Origin of the sequence: Lentibacillus sediminis (assembly GCF_002763455.1) — a bacterium.
GTDB classification, from domain to species: domain Bacteria; phylum Bacillota; class Bacilli; order Bacillales; family Amphibacillaceae; genus Lentibacillus_D; species Lentibacillus_D sediminis_A.
In genome coordinates this window covers 279,477-303,677 of the sequence record NZ_NIXK01000003.1, presented here as the reverse complement: position 1 = coordinate 303,677, position 24,201 = coordinate 279,477, and the positions used below count along the sequence as shown (strand labels likewise).

General features: G+C 47.3%; 26 protein-coding genes. 6 read left to right on the top strand and 20 right to left on the bottom strand.

Going from position 1 to position 24,201, the window contains the following annotated elements:
• Positions 1–70 precede the first annotated feature (70 nt).
• Genes modB through mobA form a run of 4 tightly spaced genes read right to left on the bottom strand, consistent with a single transcriptional unit; the run spans position 71 to position 2,661 of the window.
• Positions 71–730, bottom strand: coding sequence for a molybdate ABC transporter permease subunit (modB, locus tag CEG13_RS08635; RefSeq protein ID WP_100011466.1), 660 nt, complete (start codon positions 728–730; stop codon positions 71–73).
• Positions 730–1,530, bottom strand: a complete 801-nt coding sequence (modA, locus tag CEG13_RS08630; RefSeq protein WP_100011465.1) for a molybdate ABC transporter substrate-binding protein — start codon at positions 1,528–1,530, stop codon at positions 730–732. Before modA ends, modB begins: the two co-directional genes overlap by 1 nt.
• A gap of 13 nt (positions 1,531–1,543) precedes the next feature.
• Positions 1,544–2,059, bottom strand: a complete 516-nt coding sequence (locus tag CEG13_RS08625; protein WP_100011464.1) for a MogA/MoaB family molybdenum cofactor biosynthesis protein — start codon at positions 2,057–2,059, stop codon at positions 1,544–1,546.
• A 17-nt stretch (positions 2,060–2,076) separates the two neighbouring features.
• Entirely contained in the window at positions 2,077–2,661 is a 585-nt protein-coding gene (gene mobA, locus CEG13_RS08620) for a molybdenum cofactor guanylyltransferase (protein WP_100011463.1), read from the bottom strand.
• A 123-nt stretch (positions 2,662–2,784) separates the two neighbouring features.
• On the opposite strand from mobA, the gene CEG13_RS08615 reads away from it, so the two are divergent.
• Positions 2,785–3,510, top strand: a complete 726-nt coding sequence (locus CEG13_RS08615; protein ID WP_100011462.1) for a Crp/Fnr family transcriptional regulator — start codon at positions 2,785–2,787, stop codon at positions 3,508–3,510.
• Here CEG13_RS08615 and mobB read toward each other — a convergent pair.
• The 14 genes from mobB to yjfP all read right to left on the bottom strand — a co-directional run bounded on the left by mobB (position 3,507) and on the right by yjfP (position 19,673).
• Entirely contained in the window at positions 3,507–4,001 is a 495-nt protein-coding gene (gene mobB, locus CEG13_RS08610; RefSeq protein ID WP_100011461.1) for a molybdopterin-guanine dinucleotide biosynthesis protein B, read from the bottom strand. The genes CEG13_RS08615 and mobB overlap by 4 nt on opposite strands.
• A gap of 7 nt (positions 4,002–4,008) precedes the next feature.
• Entirely contained in the window at positions 4,009–4,242 is a 234-nt protein-coding gene (moaD, locus tag CEG13_RS08605) for a molybdopterin converting factor subunit 1 (protein ID WP_100011460.1), read from the bottom strand.
• A complete protein-coding gene (locus tag CEG13_RS08600) occupies positions 4,239–4,715 on the bottom strand; it encodes a molybdenum cofactor biosynthesis protein MoaE (RefSeq protein ID WP_100011459.1) in 477 nt (158 codons plus the stop codon). Before CEG13_RS08600 ends, moaD begins: the two co-directional genes overlap by 4 nt.
• Positions 4,708–6,006: a molybdopterin molybdotransferase MoeA gene (locus CEG13_RS08595; protein ID WP_100011458.1), complete on the bottom strand. Its 1,299-nt coding sequence runs from the start codon at positions 6,004–6,006 to the stop codon at positions 4,708–4,710. Before CEG13_RS08595 ends, CEG13_RS08600 begins: the two co-directional genes overlap by 8 nt.
• Before the next feature lie 12 nt (positions 6,007–6,018).
• Entirely contained in the window at positions 6,019–7,029 is a 1,011-nt protein-coding gene (locus CEG13_RS08590) for a MoeB/ThiF family adenylyltransferase (protein WP_100011457.1), read from the bottom strand.
• Between the two features lie 39 nt (positions 7,030–7,068).
• Positions 7,069–8,079, bottom strand: a complete 1,011-nt coding sequence (gene moaA, locus CEG13_RS08585; protein WP_100011456.1) for a GTP 3',8-cyclase MoaA — start codon at positions 8,077–8,079, stop codon at positions 7,069–7,071.
• 321 nt (positions 8,080–8,400) lie between these two features.
• Positions 8,401–9,900, bottom strand: coding sequence for a tetratricopeptide repeat protein (locus tag CEG13_RS08580; protein ID WP_100011455.1), 1,500 nt, complete (start codon positions 9,898–9,900; stop codon positions 8,401–8,403).
• A 554-nt stretch (positions 9,901–10,454) separates the two neighbouring features.
• Positions 10,455–11,147, bottom strand: a complete 693-nt coding sequence (narI, locus tag CEG13_RS08575) for a respiratory nitrate reductase subunit gamma (protein WP_100011454.1) — start codon at positions 11,145–11,147, stop codon at positions 10,455–10,457.
• A 49-nt stretch (positions 11,148–11,196) separates the two neighbouring features.
• A complete protein-coding gene (narJ, locus tag CEG13_RS08570) occupies positions 11,197–11,757 on the bottom strand; it encodes a nitrate reductase molybdenum cofactor assembly chaperone (RefSeq protein ID WP_100011453.1) in 561 nt (186 codons plus the stop codon).
• A gap of 40 nt (positions 11,758–11,797) precedes the next feature.
• Positions 11,798–13,270, bottom strand: coding sequence for a nitrate reductase subunit beta (narH, locus tag CEG13_RS08565; RefSeq protein WP_100011452.1), 1,473 nt, complete (start codon positions 13,268–13,270; stop codon positions 11,798–11,800).
• On the bottom strand, positions 13,260–16,940 hold the full coding sequence (locus CEG13_RS08560; protein ID WP_100011451.1) for a nitrate reductase subunit alpha: 3,681 nt from the start codon (positions 16,938–16,940) through the stop codon (positions 13,260–13,262). Before CEG13_RS08560 ends, narH begins: the two co-directional genes overlap by 11 nt.
• A gap of 179 nt (positions 16,941–17,119) precedes the next feature.
• Positions 17,120–18,163 carry a TDT family transporter gene (locus CEG13_RS08555; protein ID WP_100011450.1) on the bottom strand — a complete coding sequence of 348 codons (1,044 nt, stop codon included), beginning with the start codon at positions 18,161–18,163 and terminating at the stop codon, positions 17,120–17,122.
• Positions 18,164–18,350: 187 nt separating this feature from the next.
• Entirely contained in the window at positions 18,351–18,662 is a 312-nt protein-coding gene (locus CEG13_RS08550; protein ID WP_100011449.1) for a metal-sulfur cluster assembly factor, read from the bottom strand.
• A 249-nt stretch (positions 18,663–18,911) separates the two neighbouring features.
• A complete protein-coding gene (yjfP, locus tag CEG13_RS08545) occupies positions 18,912–19,673 on the bottom strand; it encodes an esterase (protein WP_100011448.1) in 762 nt (253 codons plus the stop codon).
• A gap of 141 nt (positions 19,674–19,814) precedes the next feature.
• Between yjfP and CEG13_RS08540 the strand changes: the two genes are divergently transcribed.
• From CEG13_RS08540 to CEG13_RS08530, 4 genes are all read left to right on the top strand, one after another.
• A complete protein-coding gene (locus CEG13_RS08540; protein WP_100011447.1) occupies positions 19,815–20,645 on the top strand; it encodes a Cof-type HAD-IIB family hydrolase in 831 nt (276 codons plus the stop codon).
• 139 nt (positions 20,646–20,784) lie between these two features.
• The gene (locus CEG13_RS18885) at positions 20,785–20,934 is read left to right on the top strand and encodes a hypothetical protein (RefSeq protein WP_192869528.1); all 150 of its coding nucleotides are present in this window, start codon (positions 20,785–20,787) and stop codon (positions 20,932–20,934) included.
• Positions 20,935–21,132 carry a DUF3813 family protein gene (locus tag CEG13_RS08535; protein WP_100011446.1) on the top strand — a complete coding sequence of 66 codons (198 nt, stop codon included), beginning with the start codon at positions 20,935–20,937 and terminating at the stop codon, positions 21,130–21,132.
• Between the two features lie 192 nt (positions 21,133–21,324).
• Positions 21,325–21,588 carry a NifU N-terminal domain-containing protein gene (locus CEG13_RS08530; RefSeq protein ID WP_100011445.1) on the top strand — a complete coding sequence of 88 codons (264 nt, stop codon included), beginning with the start codon at positions 21,325–21,327 and terminating at the stop codon, positions 21,586–21,588.
• Positions 21,589–21,675: 87 nt separating this feature from the next.
• Here CEG13_RS08530 and CEG13_RS08525 read toward each other — a convergent pair whose 3' ends face one another.
• On the bottom strand, positions 21,676–22,077 hold the full coding sequence (locus CEG13_RS08525) for a hypothetical protein (protein WP_100011444.1): 402 nt from the start codon (positions 22,075–22,077) through the stop codon (positions 21,676–21,678).
• Positions 22,078–22,115: 38 nt separating this feature from the next.
• Complete coding sequence (locus tag CEG13_RS08520; protein WP_100011443.1) at positions 22,116–22,958, bottom strand: YitT family protein; 843 nt, start codon at positions 22,956–22,958, stop codon at positions 22,116–22,118.
• A gap of 133 nt (positions 22,959–23,091) precedes the next feature.
• Between CEG13_RS08520 and CEG13_RS08515 the strand changes: the two genes are divergently transcribed.
• Positions 23,092–23,940: a DegV family protein gene (locus CEG13_RS08515; protein ID WP_100011442.1), complete on the top strand. Its 849-nt coding sequence runs from the start codon at positions 23,092–23,094 to the stop codon at positions 23,938–23,940.
• The last annotated feature ends 261 nt before the right edge of the window (positions 23,941–24,201 follow it).

The window sequence follows — 24,201 nt, the reverse complement described above, 5'->3', positions numbered from 1 at the left end:
TTACTATACCCATTTTAAAAAACTCCTACACCAATCGGAACCGTTTGATAGAGTGAGGATAAATCTTAATCTACCCCCGCTTCCGTGTCTGATTAATCCCCAGCAGCAGAATAAACGAAAAGCTGATGCTGATCAGTACATAATACCAGGCAAGGTTTGTCTGGCCGGATTCGATTGCCAGATAAATAGCTGTTGGAACCGTCTGCGTGTGTTCTGGAATATTGCCTGCGAACATCAAGGTCGCCCCGAATTCCCCGAAAGCCCGGGTGAAGCCAAGGATGACCCCTGTCAAAATGGAACGGAACGATAAAGGAATCGTAATCAGAGCAAGCATTTTCCAGTCGGAAGCGCCATCTACCTTTGCAGCACCAAGCACATTTTGGTCTACGGACAAGAAGCCGGTTTTGATTGACTGATACATTAATGGGAATACTACAACAGCGGCTGCAATTACTGCGGCAGTGACCGTAAACATGACACTTGAGCCTGTCAGCCATTCAATCGCTTTCCCGACAGGACTGTTGCTGCCGAAGATAATAATCAGCATGAATCCAATGACTGTTGGCGGCAGCACAAGCGGCAGGAAGAAAATTGTTTCCACCACTACCCTGCTGCGAACCTTTCTCTCTGTCATCCAAAATGCCGCCAAAACAGCCAAAATGAACGTAATAATTGTTGCAACGGCAGCCACAAAAAAAGAAAGCTGCACCGGATACCAGGACCATTCCATTATTCATTCACCAACTTCTCATCTATCCCGAAACCAAACTGCTGAAAAAGCTCCATACTGCTCTCCTGCTGTACAAAATGATAAAATTTCAGCGCAGCTTGTCTCTGTTTTTCCGTTTGCCCGTCTCCCCTGTCGATCACCGCAGCAAAATATTCAATCGGCGTGTGGTGGCTGGGGTCTATTTCCTGAAGGACTGCAATTTGTTTTGTGCCATGAAGGTCGCTGGCATAAACGATCCCCGCTGTGACTGCTCCTTCTCTTACCAATGTCAACACATGGGAGGCATCTTTGGCGAAAACGATTCTGCCTTCCAATGTTGCCCAATCACTCATGTTTTGCATTGCCTCCCTGGCATAGGTTCCACCCGGTACAGCCCCGGGTGTTCCTAGCGCAAGTTTGCCGTCCGATTGCAGAAATTCTTCCCAGCTAATATCAGCAGATTCTGCATGTCTGGCAGCTACCAGTTTGTTTTCAAAAATGGCGGTTCCTTTCTGAATATGACCTTGTGCCTGCAATGCTTCATAGTGTCTCTTGGAAGCGGAGAAAAAGAAACCGATCGGTGCTCCCTGCTCAATTTGCCTGCGCAGTGACCCTGAACCTCCGAAATTATAAATGATTTCAATCGATGGATGCTCCGCTTCAAATTGCTCCTTCAATGCCATGAGGCTGTCCATCATGCTGGAAGCGGCAGAGACAGTCAGTTTGGTTGTTTCCTGGCCGGATCCAGTGCTGGAAAATAAACCACAGCCTGCAAACGTAAAAATAAGAAGCACGATGCAACTATATAAAATGTATTTCAATTCGGTTCATCCTTTAGCTGGTTAAATCTTTCTGAATTTCCCTGACGATATGGGCAAGTTCAGGCAAAATCAGTTTCTCCATTGCCAGTTTTACCGCGCCGGAAGAACCTGGGGTGGCAAACAGGATCCGGTCATTGGCAACACCAGCAATGGCCCTTGATAACATCGCCGCAGAACCGATATCAAGCTGATAACTGAGCATGCGGAACAACTCCCCAAACCCTGGCAGCTCTTTATCAAGAAAAGGCTGAGCCGATTCAATAGTGACATCCCGCTTGGCAATTCCAGTGCCGCCATTCAGGATGACTGTTTCTACTTTTCCCATCTCGATTGCCTGCCGTACTGCCTGCTGAATAGCAGCCCTTTCATCAGCAACGATTTCATAATTCAGGATATGATGGCCAGCTTTTTCAAGCAGCTCTTTGATCAGTTTTCCGCTTTTATCGGTTTCTTTATTTCTCGTATCACTTACCGTTATCACCGCACATGAGACCTGAGTCGGCGCAGTTTGTTTATGTTCATGAAGCATCCGGGGTCCCCTCCCTTCTACTTTTCTATGTATTGCCGGTATTCGGATTGCCGGTTAATGTTAATGAACGCGGGATTATCATCCAGTGTAAGATACTCGGTCGCACAGCGCTGGAGCAGCTGATATACCGAACGTTCCCCTTTATCCAGCTGCTCTTTGATTCGTTCTTTTATCGAATAATAGTACATGGCAATCAAAGGCTGCATTTTATCTCCGACTATTGGAATGACTGCTTCTGTCTCCGGCTTAATTGCCTGTGTCAGCCGCTCAATCACCTCACCCTGAATAAAAGGAACATCAACCGGCATCACAATATACCAGTCCGCATCCCGCGTATCCATCGCTGTATAAAGACCAGCAAGCGGACCATCCCCCTGATAATCCGGATGGTCTGTCACAACATCAAGCAACGGTTCTGCTTCTTGAAAATCCTGATATAAGTCCGGATTGGTGATCACGAGCAGCTCGTCCGTAAACGGAGCCAGCACCTTAATCGAATACTGATAAAAAGGAATCCCGTCCCGTGTGGCAAAAGCTTTTGGCGAACCGAACCGCCGTGACTTTCCCCCGGCCAATAAAACTCCCTGTGTTTTTCCGTTCATCAGCGACTCTCCTTTATCAGTAAAATTTGGCCAAATTCATGAAATCGTAATTTTTGCCCCGCTTGCCACTGGCAGATCGTGATACACTAAAGGTAGATCAAAAGACGGAAAGGGGCTTCTCTTATGCAAACCAGTCAGCTTATCGAAAATCAGCTACCGCCAAATGAATCGATTTCCCCGGAATTGCTTACGCTTTTGGACAGCCTTGGTGCATCGCGGAATGTTGATCAGAATACCTGTCTTTTTCGGGAAGGTATGGAAGCAAACGAAATTCACCTGATCAAATCAGGGCTTGTCCAGGTTCATAAGCTGACGGCAGATGGCAAAGAATTGTCAATGCGCATCTGCCGGGCTGGTGATATCGTTGGAGAGCTTACTTTATTCAGTGAACATGCAACCTATTTTCTCACTGCTAAAATGATCACTGCCGGAGAGGTGGTCGCGATTGATAAAGGATTGCTGGAAAAAGAACTGATGGAAGATGCTCGATTAACCCTGGAATTCATGAAATGGACCAGCAACCATATGCGAAAATTCCAGACCAAGATAAGAGATTTGATGCTGAACGGCAAAAAAGGCGCCCTGTACTCCACCCTGATTCGTCTGTCCAACAGTTATGGTCGTAAGCGCAGTGACGGCATACTGATTGACATTGCATTTACCAATCAGGAGCTGGCCATGTTCTGCGCCGCCACCAGAGAAAGTGTCAACCGTATGCTGGCCGAACTCCGTAAGCGTGATAAAATTTCCATCCAACCCAGCGGCAAAATTCTGATTAAAGATTTGCAGTTTCTCCGGGATGAAATTGGCTGTGAGAACTGCCCAATTGAACTTTGCAATATCAATTAATGCGAAAAATGTGCGAGCAGCCACTCGATGCATCTGTCCATTTCTGCCTGGCTGAATACAAGGAAAGGATAATCAGCGGCATTGAGTGTTGGCCGTGTAATAACGGCAACAATATTCGTCAATTCTTTTAGCAGATGCAAATCCTCTTCCCTTCGAATCAGCACGATTTTTTTATACGCATGTTTTTTGAACCCTTCCACTACCAGGATGTCTGTGCCTAGCTGTTGATAGATAGCCGTCATCTGTTCAAGTTCCCAGGTCGGGCGGGCAGCAAGCTGCAAGAGCCCCTCACCCTGCACCCCGGAGATAAAAGCTCCCGCCTCGTGGTGCCGGGCACTGTCGGTGTCCTCGAATCCATCCGGAGTACCGCCATGCCCATGATGCTTTAAGGAGGCAACCCGGAAACCTTCAGCAGCCAAAGCATGGATCAGTTTTTCAGCCATTGTGGTTTTTCCGCTATTTTTATAGCCGGTAATTTGTATAATTTCCATAAGCTTCTCAGCCGCCGCTGACAGGAGGGATGAATGCTACCGTATCCCCTGTTTTCACGGCGTCTGAATCAAGGGCATATTCTTCATTGACCGCTGTCATCGTCCGATTCAGCCCGGTTATTTTCAATGTGGACTCCAGTCTCTCCTTCAGTTCCCGGACGGTCGTTTCACCAAGTTCCAGTTCCAGCTGCGGCTTGCCTGCTTGTTCCTGCAGCTCGGCGAAAAATAAAACGGTAATCATCGTTTTCTTTCCTCCTCTATATTCGGCTTGCCTTTTGGATAGGATGTCGTTTCCAGCTGATCGCCAATCCAAGTTTCTCCGTCTTCCCAATGTTCCTTTTTCCATATCGGCACTATTTGTTTAATCCGCTCAATGGCATATTCATTGGCTTCATACGCCGCTTTGCGATGGGGGGAGGAAACTGCGATGACCACAGCAATATCCGAGATTTCCAGCCTTCCGATGCGGTGGGTGATTGCAGTTTTGACATCCGGCCATTTTTCCGCAATTTCATCCCCGATCTCCGCAAGCTTTTTCACAGCCATCGGCACATATGCCTGGTATTCCAGGTATTCGGTTCTTTTGCCTTTTGTCCATTCCCGCACTGTCCCTATAAAGGTGGTGATTGCACCTGCTTCCGGCCGCTCCACTTTCTTTACCAGGTCTTCCACAGGAATCGGGGCTTCTGTTACCGTAAAAAGTTCTTCAGCCATTCTGCAGGCTCTCCTTCTCATCTAAAAATGCTTCGAGGGGCATGCCTTCCTGATCCTCCAGCAGGAGACCTGAAACAGCATCCCCTTCTTCATACCCTCTTGTGCCGCCTGGCAGGACAATCAGCACATTTGCGGCTCCGAGCGAGGAGACAACATTCGATTTGTCCAAACCGACCGGGGTCGCAACCAGTTTTCCATTATTATAGGATAAATGCCCCCTGACAAACCGGTCAAATGGGTTTGGCTTGGAAAAATCAGCCCCCAGTACGGCCGTTATCTTTTTCAGAGCCGGCTGATGGGCATTCAGGTGCCTGCGGATAACCGGCCTGGCGAAAAGTTCAAATCCGACATAGCAGGCTGACGGATTGCCGGACAATCCGAACAGCAGCTTGCCATCCTTTTCTGCTACTGTTGTCACACTCCCAGGACGCATGCCGACTTTGTTAAACAATACGTCGGCTCCCAATTCGGCATAAATGTCTGGAAGATAATCATAATCACCCACCGAGACGCCGCCAGTTGTAAGTAATATATCTACGTTTTCCAGTGCTTCTTTGACTTGCCAGAAGCATGTGTCAAAATCATCGCTGAACTGCCCGTAATACACCGGCTCTCCGCCGGCACGTACAACCTGGGAATAAACCATATATGCATTGCTGTTGCGGATTTTCCCAGGTTCGATTTCGGCATCAATCTCCAGCAGCTCGCTCCCGGTAGCGATGATCCCGATTTTCGGCTTGCTGCTCACGGGGACCTGCTTATAGCCGAACGTGGCCAGAAGTGCGACCATCCCCGGGTTGATGTAGCTGCCCTTTTCTGCAAGCACTGCCCCTTTTTGTGTATCTTCACCGGTGAAGGAGACGTTTTCGCCCGATTTCAGCTGGCGTTTCAGCTGAATAACAGGTGTGCCCTCTTCCACGGATTCTTTCACCGATTCAAACATAATCACCGCATCACAATCAGCCGGAATCTGCGCACCTGTCATGATCCGCACTGCCTGCATCGGACCAACTTCTTCAGTAAAAACACTCCCTGCACCGATTTCTCCAATCACTTCAAAATTGGCCGGGTTTCGGCTGGAGACAGTTTCTGTATCTATCGAACGAAGCGCAAACCCGTCATAGGGGGAGCGGTCAAATGGCGGAACATGATGATCAGCCACCAGATCCTCCGCAAGAAAACGGCCATAACTTTCTTCAATTGGTACATGCTCCATTTTTCCCTCTCTGGCGTAATCCATTACCCGCTTTAGTGCTTCATTAACTTTAATCGGTTTCCGTCGTTCCACCATCACTGTTTCCCCCTATCCAACCAGTTGATAATAAACATTTTTAGCTTGTTCTATGGAATTCGTTCCATGGATCAGCGCTCGGCCATCCTGGAAAAATACGATTCGGTATGTTTTATATTCGAGTGACAGTAAAAAACCATTCCCTTTTACCTGGCCCGCGCTGCCCAGCCGCCCAGCCAGTTCTTCCAGATGAAATGCTCGGGCTGGACGGATCTGCACGGTATTTCTGCCGCAAAGCACTTCCGTTTTTGTTTGGGATTCATAGGTTAAATTTGGATAACTTGGGTTTTCTCCGCATGCCGGACAATCCTGTTTCTTTGCGCGGTCCACATTGATCGTCTGATAGTAGTTATTCCAAAGATCGAATGTCAGCAATTTTGTCCGGAGTGCCTGCTGATTTTCCGTTAAAATTTTTAAAGCTTCGACAGATTGATGGGCCACCACCATTTGTACCGCCGGCGCAATAATGCCTGCTGTATCACAGGTCGCTCCTGAGACAGGAATGGCATCCAAGAGACATTGCAGACAAGGTGTTTGATCAGGCAAAATCGTATAACTCATCCCCGTGCTGCCGACACAGGAGCCAAAAATCCAGGGGGTCCTATGCTTTTGCAGCAGATCATTCAGGATGAAACGAATATCAAAATTATCGGTGGCATCAATTACAAGATCCACGCCCTTTAAAAGGGGGCGAAGTGATTCGTTCGTTGCATCCATCACATGTGCCTCGATCATAGGATCTGCATTGATTTCTATTAATCTGGCTTTTGCTGCTATCGCTTTGGGCATTTGTTCTCTGGCATCGGTTTCTGAAAACAGCTGTTGCCGCTGCAAGTTGGAATATTCCACATAGTCGCGGTCCACCAGCGTTAATTTGCCGATCCCTGCACGCACCAACGTTTCCGCGTTGGCAGACCCCAGGGCGCCGCAGCCTACAATCAGGACATGTTTTTCCCTTATTTTCTGCTGGCCTTGTTCCCCGATCTGCTGAAATAACGTTTGTCTGGAATATCTATCTGTCATAGTTTATGCGTCCTTTCCGTTCAGTAAGCGGGACCTCGGTCAGCCGCCGATATAGGACATTTCGATTTTCTTCCTGTTTTTCGCTGTTTCTTCTGTGCGTTCGTCGGAATAACGGTCACTGCGTTTTTCCCATGTTGGCACAATCGCCTGGCGGATCTCATCATCATCTTTGGCCGTTCGCACCACATGCCGGAGATCCAGTCCTTCTATTGCGAACAGGCAGGTATAAAATTTCCCATCTGCTGCGATGCGTGCTCTGGTGCATGTCGAGCAGAATGATTCCGAGACAGATGTAATAAAGCCGACTTCCGCATCGGTCCCTTTGTAGCGGTAGCGCTTGGCTACTTCGCCCATGTAGGCCGGCTCCACAGGTTCCAGTTCGAAATGCTGGGAGAGCTCTTCAAACAGCTCTTTTTTGGTGATTACTTTGCTGAAATCCCAGCCATTTGTCTGGCCAACGTCCATGAATTCAATATAGCGAAGCGTGACTCCCATGTCTTTGAAGTATTTGGCCATGGGAACGATTTGCTCTTCATTCATCCCTTTTTTAACGACCATGTTCACCTTCACACCCAAACCGACTTCCTGCGCTTTTTTGATGCCTTTTAACACACGGTCTTTGCTCACTCCGCTGTCGCTCACGGCTTGAAAAACATCGTCATCGAGTGCATCCAGACTGACATTGACACGCTTCAGACCAGCTTGTTTCAGTTTGCCAGCCATATGTTCCAGCAGCGAAGCATTCGTCGTCAAACCGATATCCTCAAGCCCCTCTATAGCAGCCAGTTTTTCTATCAACTGCGGCAAACCTCTGCGCAGCAATGGTTCCCCGCCGGTCAGACGAATCTTCTTCACACCTAACTCGACAAAGATCTTGGCTAACCGCTCGATTTCTTCAAAGCTCAGCAGCTGGTCTTTTGGCATAAATGCATAGTCCTTGCCAAAGATCTCCCGCGGCATGCAATACCGGCATCTGAAGTTGCATTTGTCTGTGACGGAAATCCGCAGATCTTGAAGCGGACGGCTGAATTTATCTTCTAACATTGGCATTCTATCGCTCCTAGTTTATATTGCTTTGCCTCATCTTACCATACTGTGAATACGTGGGCGTAAAGAAAAGGTTGTAAAATTGGGTGGTGTTTACGGTAATGTTGCTGCTCGGGTTGATATTTATTATGTTCCGATTGATATCTTACGCGTTCCGGTCTATATTCCGCATTTCGGTTGATATTCCTCGCATTTTGGTTGATATCTCTCATCTACAGTCGATATTTCCTGTTCCGGTCGCTAATCCTCTCGCTCAGGTCGCTAAGTCACCGCTTTCGTCAATCTCGTTTCAGCTCTGCCAACACCCTCTCAAGCCCCAACACCTCATTGCCTTTTCCCTGTCTGCAATTTAACAAACTTATCCTCATATTTTCTGCGTTTTTTCGAGTCAGGGTGTCTGGTGAAAAAATCAATAATCCCGGCCAGCGCTTCTTCCATCAATGCAGGGTCACGTGTCCGCTCCAGCAAGCGAAAGCCTTTTTCATAGTTTGCTGCAGCTCTTGCCACATCCTGCTCATCCTGCTGTCCCACACAATAAGCCAATCGGATGCGACACAGCCCTTCCTCCGCAAATGTGCGTGTCTTTAGCTGCTGGTAAATGTCTAACGCTTTCTGGTAATCCAAACCTGCTTTTTCTGTATCGTTCTGTTTTAATGCATTAAATGCTAGCGCCTGCAGTGTGTCCGCATAAGCTTTTGATTGCTTGCGGTCATCTGTTTGCAGCTGCTGGAGAAAATCTTCATAAAAGGAGTCTGCTTTTTCATAGAGTTCTTCCCCAGAATAAAGTTTTCCAAGTGCATAAAGAAACTGGAGCCGGACTTTCGGAAAAGCTTGAGAAAGAGGCAAGCCCTTCTCCAGATAAGTTTTCGCTTCCTCAAGGTCATTTGCTTTCATCGCCAAGGTGCCTATTTTGGCATAGGCAAACACAACCATAAAGTGTTCCGGCTCATAAAAATGCTCCAGCTGTTCAAGCGCATATTTATAATGCTTCACCGCTCTCGGGAATTTCCCCATATTTTCTTCCAGCTCACCAAGCAGCAAATGAGCACGGCTAATCTCAATATTCTTCTCCCCAACTGCATGTTCCAGAACGGACAATGCCTCCCCGGTGGTTTTTCGTGCCTGGCGCAGATTCAGGTAAAAATCGATTTCTCCCATTTTCAATAAGGTTTTCCCAGTCAGCAGGTGATTTCCTGCTTCTCTATGTTTTTTCAGCCTCTCTTGGTATAAATCTCGCGCTTGCTGATAGGATTCCATTTGAATAAACGTGTTGGAAAGCAGGTCGATGGTTTGGAGTAATAGCGAATGGGTTTCCGGCAAACTTTGACGAAACAAGCTGACCGCCTGCCGCAGTTGGGACGCGGCCTGTTGATAGTTTTCTTCATCCATAGCGATTTTCCCTAAAGTGCTGTAAACCCTGCCGATCGAGACCGTATCCTTCTCCTCCCTTTTTTCCAGAAACTGCAGCAATGTCGCGAGCAGCTTTCTGGCTGATGCATGATGACCATATTGCCGTTCCAATGCAGCATACTCAAAGTGGATTTCTGCCCAGTTTTTCGAGTGACGAGCGGCTGCCTGCTTTCCTGTATGCAGAGCCTGCTGAAAGAGGTTGGCAGATCTGTCATAGTTTTGAATATGCCTGTAATAGCTTGCCAGAGCAGGGAGAACCAGCAACAGCGTCTCCGCACCCCGCTCAGTCCCCAAAGCAAGCAGATCTTCTGTATCCTTAACCAGTTTTTCAGCCTGGCCATACTGTTTTTGCTTTAACGCCTCCATGATCTCTTCCTTCCTGGCAAGCAAGGAACGTTCCGCCATCAGTGTCATCGTCCTCCATCCTTTCTTTGTTAGAAAACTCGGCTTTTGCTGTTTCTATAAGATTTGGTGCTTATATCGCAATATCTATAGACTGCGACATAACTCACCCTGCCGCTCCGGAAATCCCCCTCGCTTTCCGCGGGCGCTGGTGAGCCTCCTCGCGCTGACGCGCTGCAGGGTCTCACCTATGCTTACCATCCCGCAGGAGTCTCGGGGTATTTCCTCCGCTAACTTTGGGCTTCGTAAATTAAACAAAAGCTACCCACTCTGTAGCTGGTTGATTGGAGCGAAGGGAAGCCGACTCCTGTGGGGACAGCACGAGTCTAGACCTGAGCAGGAAGCGGAAAGGATGGAAGGCTAAGATCGCGACGTCCTGTCGCAACGCCTTCATGACTAACATCCTGTTAGCCCGAGGCTGAAGCCGTGCCCGCGGAAAACGGCTTCCCGTAGCGGAAATCAACGAGCACTCTGCCAAAGGTATTTCCGAGACAGTGAGTTACGTAGCAGTTTTCCATCAACTGTAAAGATAAAAAAAGCAACGATACTTATTCAACAGCCTTCATTCACCCCATCTTCTTAACCGGAACCCTCCGCTTATAAATAACATAACTCCTACGCAAATACCGGAGCGGGAAGCTGAATACATGCACCAGCCGGGTGAAAGGCCAAATGACATACAAAGCAAATGAAGCATAGATATGGATTTTAAACCAGATCGGCACCGTCTGCATCAATTCCGGCTGGACATTAAAAACAAATAGCCCTCTCAGCCAGGGAGCAATAGTCGTCCGGTAATCAAACCCGTGTGAATCAACGTTCATGCCAGTCGCTGTCAGTCCGGTCACAATTACCAAACCAAGAAAGATCAAGGTCAGCCAGTCGCCCGTCGTTGTTGTCGCCTTTATCCGTTTCACACTGACCCTCCGCCAATACAAGAGAACCAGACCCACCAACGCGGCAATTCCCGCCGGAACACCAAAGATGATCGCCATATTATGGTAAAAATGCTGGCTGACACCAAGAGAGTTATACAATGCGACAGGGACAATCAGCCCCATAATATGGCCGGCAAAAACGAACAGGATTCCCCAATGAAATAATGTCGAGCCGATCCGCAGCCATTTTTTCTCGAGAAACTCACTGGATTTCGTCGTCCAGCCGAACTGATCTTTCTGATACCTGTAAATATGACCACCGATAAAAATCGTTAATACGATATAGGGAAAAACCCCCCATAATAGATCTGCTGCATTCAATTTTTCCGCCTCCTCATGGAGCAGGCAGTCAGCCGCTCGTTTTTAGTATTTACGGCGTTGCTTGCTCTTCTTTTGGTTCACTGATTTCGACACCGGCTGCTTCCATGGTTAAAAGCAGTGCATCGAATAATAGAGTATAGTAGTTGCTCGTCTCCCGTAGTTTCTCATGGATTTCCAGAATGGCTTTCGCGTTCATCTGCATTAATTCTCTAATCGTCTCCGCCGGGACCTGGCCGCAAAATTCCAGCATTAGCGGGAGATAATCGGTCAGCTCTTTATCTGTCACCGTAAAGCCTGATGCCTCATAAAATTTCTTCAGTTTTAAGAGCTCCAGGCCTCGTTCCCGCTGTTCACCGGATTTCAAATAGGTGACATACAGATTGGTGACCCTGCCAAAATCAAAGTTTTCGATATAGTAGTCTATCCATTCCTCCAGCTCGGTATCTTCTGAGATTGCAATGAATCTCTCCAGTTTCATTTTCACTTCCGGGTGCTCAAACCTGCTGATTTCTTCCTTCACTTCCAGCAATGCTTCCTTCATTTGCCTGTCCGGATATTGCATGAGAAAGGAAAGCAGCTGATAGACCTTGTTGATCTCCGTCCGTTTCATATAGACCCCCCTCTAATAATTCCTGGAGAGCGCATTCCTGTTAGGAAAGCACTCCGCAGCTTCCAGGACCGCCGGCGAAATCCAGCCCGCAGGCACCCTGTTCTTCATAAAGATCTGCCACTTCTTCTTTATGGCTTTTTGGTATGACGAAACGGTCATTATATTTGGCGATCGCCAGCAACCGGTACATTTTCTTTATATCCGCTTCCTCCAGTCCCAGTTCTGTAATAATTTCCGTATCAAAAGATTTTCCGGTGGTTTCCGCACGCATGTAGCTGCGCATGACAGCCATTTTTTTCAGGACAATGCGAATCTGTTCTGTATCACCAGCTGTCAGCAAATTGGCCAGATATTCAATCGGAATTCGCATATTATCAATCGCCGGGAAAATGTCTGCTGTATCTGCATTTGAGCCTTTGCCTTCAATCATGTTCATGATCGGGCTAAGCGGCGGAATGTACCAAACCATTGGCATGGTGCGGTATTCCGGATGCAGCGGCAGGGCAATTTTCCAGTCAATAATCATTTTATATAATGGAGAGGCTTGGGCTGCTTCAATCCAATCCATTGGGATGCCCTCTTTTTTCGCTTCCTTGATTACTTCCGGATCATTCGGATCAAGGAAAATCCCGAGCTGAGCGTCGTACAAATCTTTTTCATCTTCCACAGATGCTGCCTCCAGCATTCTATCTGCATCGTAAAGCATCACACCAATATAGCGGATCCTGCCGACACAGGTTTCTGCACAGATTGTTGGCTGGCCATTCTCAATTCTTGGAAAGCACATGGTGCATTTTTCTGCCTTGTTTGTCTGCCAGTTAAAGTAAACTTTTTTGTAAGGGCAGGAGGTGACACAATGTCTCCAGGCACGGCAGGCATTCTGATCGACCAGAACAATTCCGTCTTCATCGCGCTTGTACATCGCACCAGATGGACAGGAAGAGACACATGGTGCGTTGATGCAGTGTTCACAGATCCTCGGCAGGTACATCATAAACACATCTTCAAATTCCGTTTTGATCGACTCTTCCATTTGAATCACGTTCGGGTCACGCAGACCGGTGATATGGCCGCCTGCCAGGTCGTCCTCCCAGTTTGGTCCCCAATCCAGATCCATGTATTCCCCAGTGACCGCTGATTTGGCTCGGGCCACTGGCTGATGTTTTTTCTCCGGTGAATTGGTTAGTGTTTCATAATCGTACGTCCATGGCTCATAATAATCGTCCATCTCCGGCTGGTAAGGGTTGTAAAACAGGTTGAGCAGCCGGTTGGTTTTGGAGCCTGATTTCAGTTTCAGTGTTCCTTCATCCAGTTCCCAGCCGCCTTTATATTTCTCCTGGTCCTCCCATTGCTTCGGATAGCCAATTCCCGGTTTGGTCTCAACATTATTAAAATACATGTACTCCGCACCCGGGCGATTGGTCCAGGTGTTTTTGCAGGTGACACTGCAGGTATGGCAGCCAATACATTTATCGAGATTCATCACCATTCCGACTTGTGCCTTAATCTTCAAGCCAATCTACCTCCTTCAGTTTCCGGATAACTACATTCAAGTCCCGTTGATTCCCTGTCGGTCCGTAATAATTAAATCCGTAGCTCAGCTGGGCATATCCGCCGATCATATGAGTCGGTTTGACGTGGATCCGGGTCGGGCTGTTATGGGTTCCGCCGCGATTCTTGGTCAGCTTTGTGCCAGGTGTGTGGATATGCCGGTCCTGGGCATGGTGCATAAACGCCATGCTTCTCGGGATCCGGTGAGTCACCACAGCCCTGGCAACCACGACACCGTTGCGGTTAAAGCACTCAATCCAGTCATTATCCTCCACTTCTGCTTCTGCAGCATCTTCCTTATTCAGCCAAATCGTTGGCCCGCCGCGGAACAGGGTAAGCATGGGCTGGGAATCAAAATACATGCTGTGCACCGACCATTTATTATGCGGTGTCAAATAGTTCAGGGTGATTTCCTTGCCTTCCACATCCGGCCGATCTCCGCGGAAAGGCTTGTGGTTCAGAATTGGCTTATACACCGCAAAGGCTTCCCCGAATTCTTTGATCATCTCATGGTCGAGAAAATAGGACTGTCTGCCGGTAATCGTACGGAATGGAATCAGCCGCTCAATATTGGTCGTAAATGGCGAATACCTTCTGCCGTCTTTTTCCGATCCGCTAAAAGCGGGAGAGGATATCACTGTCTTCGGCTGTGCGGTAATCTGGTCAAAGCTAAATACTTCTTCCTCCCGCTCGGCAGCCAGATCTTTTAACTCCAGGTCTGTCTGTTCCTCCAACGCCTCCCATGCTTTTACTGCCACTTTGCCGTTTGTTGTGGAGGACAGCATGAGAATTGCTTCACAGGCATCCCTTGCACTGGTTATGTCCGGCAATCCATCGGCGATCCCGCCATCTATGGTCCCAATCGTGCGCTTCACTAAGTCGTACTCTTTTTCCATCTTCCAGTTGATGCCTTTGCCGCCATAAGGCTGTTTGACAATATTCGGTCCAAGGGATGTCATTTTTGCATAAGTCTGTTTGTAGTCATGTTCTACCACATGAATCTGCGGCATCGTCTTCCCGGGAACAGGTTCACATTCCCCTTTTGACCAATCCTTGATTTCTCCAAAAGGCTGTGCTATCTCGCTTGGCGTGTCATGCTGAAGTGGAGTCGCCACCACTTCCTTCACTGGATCGAGATTGACTTCCTCCGCCAGATCGGAAACCCCCTTGGCAAGTGTCTTAAAGATATCCCAATCCGATTTTGCTTCCCATGGCGAAGAGATTGCCGGGTTAAACGGATGGACAAATGGATGCATATCCGTTGTCGACAGATCATGTTTTTCATACCAGGTTGCAGCCGGCAAAATCACATCAGAGTAAAGCGCCGTACCCGCCATACGGAAATCAAGATTGACCAGGAGATCGACTTTTCCCTCCGGTGCCTCTTCTCTCCACTTAATTTCCTCTGGCCGAATGGTGTCCTCATCGGAATTCATCAGGCCATGTGAAGTCCCCAGTAAATGCTTAAGAAAATATTCATGTCCTTTTCCTGAACTGGAAATCAAATTGGCGCGCCAGACAAACAGGCTTCTTGGAAAATTCACCGGATTATCCGGGTCTTCTATCGCAAATTGCAAATTTTTATTTTTTAGCTGATCTGCGACATATTTGCCGATTTCTTCTATGGTCTCTTTGCCATCTGCCACTGCTTCTTTGTAAACATCCAGGCCGTTTTTATTAAAGGTGGGATAGGATGGCAGCCAGCCTAGACGTGCCGCCAGGACATTGTAATCGCCATGGTGATCGTATCTTGCTTTATCTTCTGTTGCTGCTGTCAGATCGCTTACCGGCGTTTCCTCAAACCGCCACTGATCTGTCGCGAAATAGAAGAAAGATGTGCCATTTTGCAGCTTTGGCGGGCCGCCCCAGTCCTTTGCTGTTGCAATCGCATTCCATCCCTCTGCCGGACGAAGCTTTTCCTGGCCGATATAATGGGCCCAGCCGCCGCCATTCACCCCTTGCGCACCGACCATCAGCACCAGATTGACAACCGCCCGGTAAATGGTGTCGGAATTAAACCAGTGGTTGATCCCTGCACCCATAATAATCATCGATCGCCCGTTTGTATCAATTGCATTTTGCGCAAATTCCCGGGCGATCTTAATGACGAGTTTCCGGCTTACACCGCTGATCCCTTCCTGCCATGCCGGAGAAAAGGGTGCGATCTCATCATAAGACGCTGCCGCTTCCCCGCCAATGCCGCGATCAATTCCGTAGTTGGCAAGCATCAGATCATACACGGTTGCTACATACTCCGTTTCGCCGCCTGCCTCTATTTTCCTTACCGGCACGGCGCGCGGCAGAACCTTTTTCTCTGTTTCATCGAAGTATGGCATGTTCACCGTCACAACCTCGTCTTCTTCCCCAAGGAAACTTAAAACAGGTTCGATCGGCTCACCAGTCTGTTCATCAATTAATCGCAGGTTCCATTTGCCTTCTTTATCCCAGCGAGAGCCCATCGTCCCCTGCGGTATGGAAAAACCGTCTGTATTTTTATTGAACATGGCCGGCTTCCAGGCGTCGTTAGTTGTTTCCACACCCAAATCCGCTGCATGGAGAAAACGGTCGGCCGTGAAGCTTCCCTTCTGCTTTTTCAACTTGACTGCGAAAGGAAAGTCGGTGTACTGTTTCGCATAGTTTTCAAAGTATGGGGTCATTTGCTTACGATAAAATTCGTTCAGAATAACATGCCCCATCGCCATGGCAACTGCGCCGTCGGTTCCTTGTTTTACCGACATCCAGTCATCTGCAAACTTGGTTGATTCCGCGTAATCGGGGCTGACGGAAACAACCTTTGTTCCTTTATAGCGCGCTTCGGCAAGAAAATGCGCATCCGGCGTCCGGGTCAGTGGCACATTGGAACCCCATGTTATAATGTAGCCGGCATTAAACCAGTCCGAGCTTTCCGGCACATCTGTCTGATCCCCCCAGATTTGCGGTGAGGCTGGCGGCAGGTCCGCATACCAGTCATAAAAGCTCAGCATCGGCCCACCGATCAGTGACATGAATCGGCTGCCGGCAGCATGACTGATCATCGACATCGCAGGGATTGGCGAGAACCCGACATTGCGATCCGGCCCATATTTCAATGCCGTATAAAGTATGGAAGCTGACGTCAGTTTGGTCACTTCATCCCAATCTGCCCGAACGAGTCCGCCCCTGCCCCTGGCTTGTTTATAAAGGTTGGCTTTCTCCTTATCCTCCACAATGCTTTTCCATGCCTCAAGCGGGGTATCATGCTCCTTGAGGGCTTCCCGCCAAAGATACAGCAGCTTTTTACGGACATATGGATACTTGACACGCAGGGGGCTGTAAATATACCAGGAAAAACTCGCACCCCTCGGACATCCGCGTGGTTCAAATTCCGGCATATCCGGTCCTGTCGTTGGATAATCAAGCTGCTGGCCTTCCCATGTCACAATGCCGTCTTTCACATAGATATTCCAGCTGCAGGAGCCGGTACAGTTCACGCCATGGGTGGAACGGACCACCTTATCATGCTGCCACCTTCTTCTGTAGACATTTTCCCAGTCCCTGTTTCCTTCCTGCAGCTGGCTGTGTTTATCAGAATACTTCTCTTTTGGCTTCAAATAATTCAATCGCTGCCAAAGTGGTGTCGGTTTCTTTTTCATTATTGACCCTCCATCCAGACAAGTTTATTTACCTTGTACCTACATTTAATCACCCGCTGGGATAAGGAGGTGTGAGAAACATCACACGAAAAAGGATTGTCACGAATTGGTCAAAAACATAAAGCGAAAATGTCCTCAAAACATAAAAAAAACTACCACCAAAATGGTGATAGCATTACTCAGGCTGCATGTCGTTTGGACAGCAGCTCAGCCTCTTCTATGCGCGATTTGAAATAGAGGACAATTTCTGCGGCGAGCGCAAGGAAAACCACCCAGGCCCAAACCGCCATAAACCTCTCCTGAAACAGGGACAAACGAGCAGAAACAGCATAAAGCGGATTGTTTTGCATGACAAGTGTAAACGTATAAAACATGCCAAAGGTAAAATTCCGCGACCATTGGGTGACATGGTACGTGAAAATTCCTTTGTTCCATCCATAAAACTGCACCCGCCGAATCCCGCGAACCACTTCCAGAATCTCCACCGCAACAAGCAGCGCTAGTACGACGTACCAGAATGCCGCCACCGTACCTGGGGAGAAAGTGTTTGTCGTAACCACTGCCAGCCCTGTAATTGAAAGGGCGCCATGGATGATGCAATTAGTATTAGTCCAATCATCGGCGAGGTTCCAGCCTTTTTGCCGGATATAGCGCTTGCCAATCAGCAAAATTCCGGCAACATAGAACAACAGACCAAGCAAAATTACCGATTCCGCGAAATACACCGGCAGCTGGAAAAACACATTATTTAAGAGCACCATAATCGACTGGGTGCCGACTGTAGAAAGCAGCAGCACCCCATGTGTAGGATAATCTGCATGATCAACCAATAGCTGCTTAAAATTATAAAAACAATTAATAAGGAAAAATATCCATAAAAGCGTGTTTAAAAGCGCTATTGCCTGTGTCAGCATTAGCATCCCAGGGAAGTACTTAAGAAACACATTACACAAAACTGACACTCCGGCAATCCATGTCCCAATCGCAAAAGATTTTACAGGGTGTTTGAGAAACGGAAAGAGAAAATCCCGATGGAAAAACTGCACCGAAAGCGATTTATAGATGACAATCCAGGCAATCAGCAGGAGAAAGGCCAAGAATTTCCCCATTACCACATCAAGAAACGGAAAGGCTTCTACTGCACCGATCAGAAAAATTCCGCTCGCCATAATAATCGCACCCGAAGCTGGTTCAATTTTTTTGTAAGATCCTTTTAATAACACGTTCCTCACTTCCTATCAGCTTTCATTACATTAGTCTACTCCACCATATCATACACCGCTAATGTCAGACTGTGATGTTTCTCACATCTTCAAAAAAACGGAAACATATAAAAACGGAGCGACAGAAACGTCCCTCCGTTGGCTTTGTTTCTTAACTATTGCAAAAACCATGTTGCTAATTGCGGGTTTAATCCGGAATTCCCAAAGCAATTTTCGCATAACGGGACATCATATGCTTATCCCAAGGCGGACTCCAAACGATGTTTACGTCGACTTCCTTCACTTCAGGGATATCATCCAGCGCCATTTTTACATCACGTTCAATATGCGCCGACAACGGACATCCCATCGCAGTTAGCGTCATGGTCACAATTGCTGTACCTTCTTCGTTTAAATCCACATCATATATCAGGCCAAGGTTAACAATATCAATACCCAACTCAGGGTCAATTACATTCTCAAGCGCACCCATCATATTTTCCTTTAATGCCTCATCCATGGTTTCAACCTCCCCTATCACATGTATAATGGAAGTTCAAAAAGGAGGATAACAAGGACCGAGAAGTTCGAGGCGGCGTAGCTTTGAGCAACGGAACGTATGCCTTTAAATACGTGAGTAGCGGAAAAGCAAGCCAACGAAGAAATTCGATGTGTCATTGTTACCGGACTTTTTGAACATCCTTTTATAGTTCTATTTAAACATATTTCGTCTATTTATAAAATGATTTAGATCACACTTCAGGCGATTTTAAAGCTTTCTGGAGAACCAATCCACCGTTTTCAGCACTGCCTCCCGGCTTACCTTATGACCGGTGTTCTTCTCTTTGATGAACTGAATATCTTCCTCGTTCATATAGCTCTTCCGGATCGATTCATAAAAAGTATAGGAATGATCAAACGGCACGACGGCATCACTTTTCCCATGCCAGAACAATAGCGGACGTTCCATTAGCTTTTCCGGATTTTTTGACAGGTCGTATTGTTTAAGCTGCTCATACAGCTGGTTAATCATCTCATCGGAAACCGGCAGATCGGCCATTTTCTGAAAGCTTTCGACAAGGGTTTTGGCATAGGTGGTAATTTTTGGCGACCCCATTAGCACAGCGGCAGCTTTAATCCATGGATATCTGGCCAAAGCAGCTGTGGTGGTGATCCCGCCCATACTTGTTCCGGCAACACCGAACCGCTCATCCTTAATCAGCCCTGCTTCATCAAGAGATGTTTTAACCGTTTCCAGTTCCTCGACATTTTGCAGCACAATATCCCAAAAAGAAATCTGTCTGCTTACCGTGGAGATTTCTCCTTCCCGCTCTCCATGGTATTTGCTGTCAGGCAGGATTACCCGGTAGCCTTTCTCCGCCATTAAATAAGCAAGCGGCAAATTATGTTCTTTCGCACTGGTAAATCCGTGGAAATAGACCAGGACAGGCAACGGTTCCTGCTGTCTGTTTGCATCCACGACAACCATACTTGGGACCTGCCCAATAGTCTCTTCTGTAACTCCAATCATCTCTCAAGTCCCCTTCATCAAAAATCATCACTGTCTTTTATTTTAGTCTGTCCGTCCCCTTTTTTTCAATCAAAGTAAACCAAAAATCACTTTACATATTTGCCGCTCCCCGATAAACTAAGGGCAGACGAGGTGAAGTGAATGGAAAACAAACATTTAATTGCTTTGGATTTGGACGGGACGCTGCTGACCGATAAAAAAGAGATCAGCCCCCGAACAAAGCAAGCGGTTTTAACAGCAATAAAAGCCGGACATATTGTGGTAATCGCTACAGGCAGACCGCACCGGGCAAGCATTGACTTTTATCATGATCTTGGGTTAGATACGCCAATGGTTAACTTCAACGGAGCGCTGATTCACCATCCGCGCGACAGCAAATGGGATGTGCTGCATAACCCGATGCCGCTGGAGACGGCACATAAAATTATCGATGCCGCACATGAGGTTGATGTGAAAAATATTTTGGCCGAAGTCAAGGATGAAGTGTATCTGGATACATATGATGAGCAAATCATCGAGATCTTTGATTCTGCCGGAGCGGGTACATCTTTTAAAGTTGGAAATATTAAAAATGAGGTAAAAGAGGATCCCACCTCCCTGCTGATTCACCCGAAAGAATCGCATATTCAAGAACTGCGGGACCACCTGGATGATTATCACGCAGAACTGATTGAGCACCGCAAATGGGGCGCTCCGTGGAATATCATTGAAATTGTTAAAAAAGGCATGAACAAAGCAGTCGGACTGGAAAAAATTGCGTATTACTTTGACATTCCACAATCTCGCATCATCGCGTTCGGTGATGAAGACAATGACCTGGAAATGATTGACTATGCCGGTGCCGGTGTGGCGATGGGCAATGCCATTGATGAGTTGAAGGCTGTTGCCAAACATGTGACAACCACCAATGAAGAAGACGGGGTTGCCAGCTTTCTTGAGGAGTATCTGAAGTTGAAGTTTGAAACGGCTTAACCGGATATTTCCAACTATAAAATACCATAGATTTAGCCATACTACGAGTGAACGTATACAAGCGTTCACTCTTTTGTTTCAGTACCTGCCCCTTATTATTCGCGAGAACGACACTTCGTTTTTCTGGGAGGAATTACCCATGGGAAAGCAAAGCAAGTCCAAGCGATTCAGTCAACAGAGCGCTGATTCTGTCAAAAAGCATGACGAGCGGTTCCCTTACCGTTCCCGCTTCTCTGATGCAGAGCGGAAACGTGAGGAAGCAGCCAATCACACTGTAGGAGGGTTTTAATTGGCGAATAACAATTTATTCCAACAAGCCAAAAACGCTGTGAACAACATGATGAACCGGCAGGGAAATGCCTCCCAGGCCGACAAACAGGCTGCACAGAATGCCATTCAGGCTGCACGCGGCGAGGCTTCTCCGGAAGAACAGCAGCAGCTGCAACAGCTGGAGCAGCAATTGAAACAGCATAATCAGTTGCAGTAACCTCCGTACCATAATGGCAATTTCCACTTCATTCTTAGGATGAAACGGATTTGCCGCGGAATAAGGACTTGGCTTGTATCCAAGTGTGCACTGCCCTCCGGCTTAAAAGGCTGGAGGGCAGTTGTTTACGCTTTTTTCTTGTTAATAATTCTGCTACTATAGAATTAACAGAACGAGGAGGGAATACAAGAAATGACAATTCGCGCAGAAGAAACGCCTAATCCCAATGCACGTAAATTTACATCTGACAAGCTTATTTTTGAAGGAACCAGCAGCATTTCCGTTATGCCTGGAAACGAAAGCGAACATCAAATTCTCAATGATTTAATGGAATTGGACGGCGTGGACAACGTATTTGGCTACCAGAATTTTATTACCGTCAATAAAAATTTTGACGCTGAGTGGGAGAGCCTCACACCGAGAGTGGTTGAAGTTATTGAAGGGTATGGATTTTAAACGTACATAAAGTATCAGCTTACAGTTGCGAAACCAAGCCTGCACTGATGCAAAGAGCCAGTCTGAACGAATTCAGCTGGCCTTTTTTTATTCCATCTCGACAGGAATATAGTTCGGATTTACCTGTTCCCCTGCTTCATTTTTGCCATACACCGTGATGACTGGCGCTTCCCCGCTATCACCTGCATTTTCCGGAAGTTTCAGTTCCAGCTCCACATCACTCCAGCCGTAATGGCCTTCCCCAAGGGAGAGGGAAGTTTCTTCAATCAGCACCTCTTCTCCTTGTTCTAACGTATAATAAATCTCCTCAGCGTCCCCGTTCGCTTGTGCAGTGAGCAGAGCATGCCCGTTCTCCACTGTCACTTCGATGTTCCTCAGTTGGAGAGAAGCTTCTTCCTCTTGGCCTTCCTCCGTCTCGGATGCTGTATCCTCGCCGCTGTCACAGCCAGCGAGCATAAGCAGTGCCAATGCTATGATGATATACCTCATTTTCGTTTCTCCTTTTTTCCTGCAGAAGTGTTGCTGCCTTAATCTTTCCGGAACAGCCCAAACACGTTGGTAGTCTGGATCACATTGGTAAATGCTTTCGGATCCACCTCATTGATAATCCGCTCCAGATCATACAATTCATAGCGGGTGATTACAAGATAGAGCATATTTTGATCGGAATTGGTGTATGCTCCCCTCGCTGGCAGAATGGTTATCCCCCGCAGCATCGTTTTATGAATCTCATGCTGCAGTTCTACTGCCTTGTGGGTAATAATCATCGCCGTCAGCTTCTCGTGCCGTGTATGCAGGGCATCGATTACTCTTGTCGTGACATACAAAGTAAGCAAGGTGTACAAGGCATTTTCCGGCTCATACAGCACACCTGCCATGAGGATAATCACGGAATTCAAGGTAAGGAAATACGTGCCAATGGGCCTGTCCTTCATACGGGAGAGGACCATAGCTACAATATCCATCCCGCCGGTGGACGCACCGATTTTTAATGTAAGTCCTACCCCGGCGCCGCCGATCAAACCGCCAAATACCGCATTCAGTATGATGTCATCGGAAAAAGATATAACCGGCAGCACTTCCAGAAAGATCGTAGCAAATACGACAGAAATCACACTGTAAACGGTAAAACCTTTCCCTACCTTATACCAGCCAAGAATTGCGACCGGAATATTTAAGATAAACAGCAAAATACCTGTACTGATTCCAATCCCGAGAAAATCCTGAAACACACTGGCCATGAGCTGAGCTGCTCCTGTAAAGCCGCTGGCGTAAACATTGGCCTCAATCAGGAAGAAATTCAATGATACAGCATTAAGCAATGCACCAAATATAACGATAATAATTCGTCTTGCCTCAACTAAAAACATAACTGCCTCCTTGCTGGCAAACTGCCGATTATTGTTTGCAGTTTTTAAAAAATTAGTAAATATCCTTTGACTAACCAAGAATATAGCTTTAAACTATAAGAAGTACAAGTATAATATAAATGTAGGTGATAAAATGACGGTAAAAATTCTAACTGATTCCGCATGTGATTTATCAGAGAAACATTATAACGAATTTGACATCGAAATGGTACCATTAACAGTTCATCTGGACGAAAAAGACTATAAAGATGGGGAAATCAATCCAAAAACGGTTTATGATGCAATGCGGAAGGGCTCAAGCACGAAAACCTCCCAAGTGTCGCCGCAAACCTTTAAAGCTATTTTCACATCTTATGCAGAGAAAAATCAACCATTAGTGTATGTTGGCTTTTCTTCAGAATTATCCGGCACCTACCAGACCGCTAAAATGATGGAACAGGAAGTCAAGGAGGAATACCCTGACGCCCCGATCCATCTTGTGGACACCAAATCCGCTTCCCTCGGCTTTGGGCTTGTGGTGCTCCATGCAGCAAAAATGGCCAAAGAAGGCTTTACCGCAGAGGAAGTTGCAACTGCTGCAGCGGATCATGCCGAACATATGGAACATATTTTCACCGTTGATGATTTGGAATACCTAAAACGCGGTGGCCGGGTAAGTAAAACCCAGGCCTTTGTCGGCGGCTTATTGAATATAAAACCAATCCTCCATGTGGAAAACGGCAAACTTGTCCCACTGGAAAAAATCAGAGGTTCCAAAAAGCTGTTTCCCCGGATGCTGGAACTGATGAAAGAACGCGGCAAGAATTGGGAGAACCAGACAATTGGCATCAGCCACGGGGATGACCTGGAACGTGCCGAACAGCTCGCAAGCATGATTAAAGAAAAATTCGGCGTGCAGGAAGTCGTCATTGAAATGGTCGGGTCCGTCATCGGCGCCCATGCCGGCCCGGGCACCATTGCACTGTTTTTCCAAAATGAATAAGGAATGCAAACTTCCTTCTGATCTGTGAGCCGGGTCGGGAGGTTTTTTTGTTGTTAGGGTGGGTTTTGGCCGGGAGTCCTCGAGGACAATTGGGGTGCTTCGGCGGTTACTTTTGTCCTTGAGAAAGGCTCTCGCGGACATTTTGACTGCTCTGGTGACTAGTTTTGGCTGATAGCGACCGTCTATCGGACATTTTAGCTATCCCGATACCAATTTTGCCAAAAGAAAACTTACACAAAACGCTCCCCATCCCCGCCATTC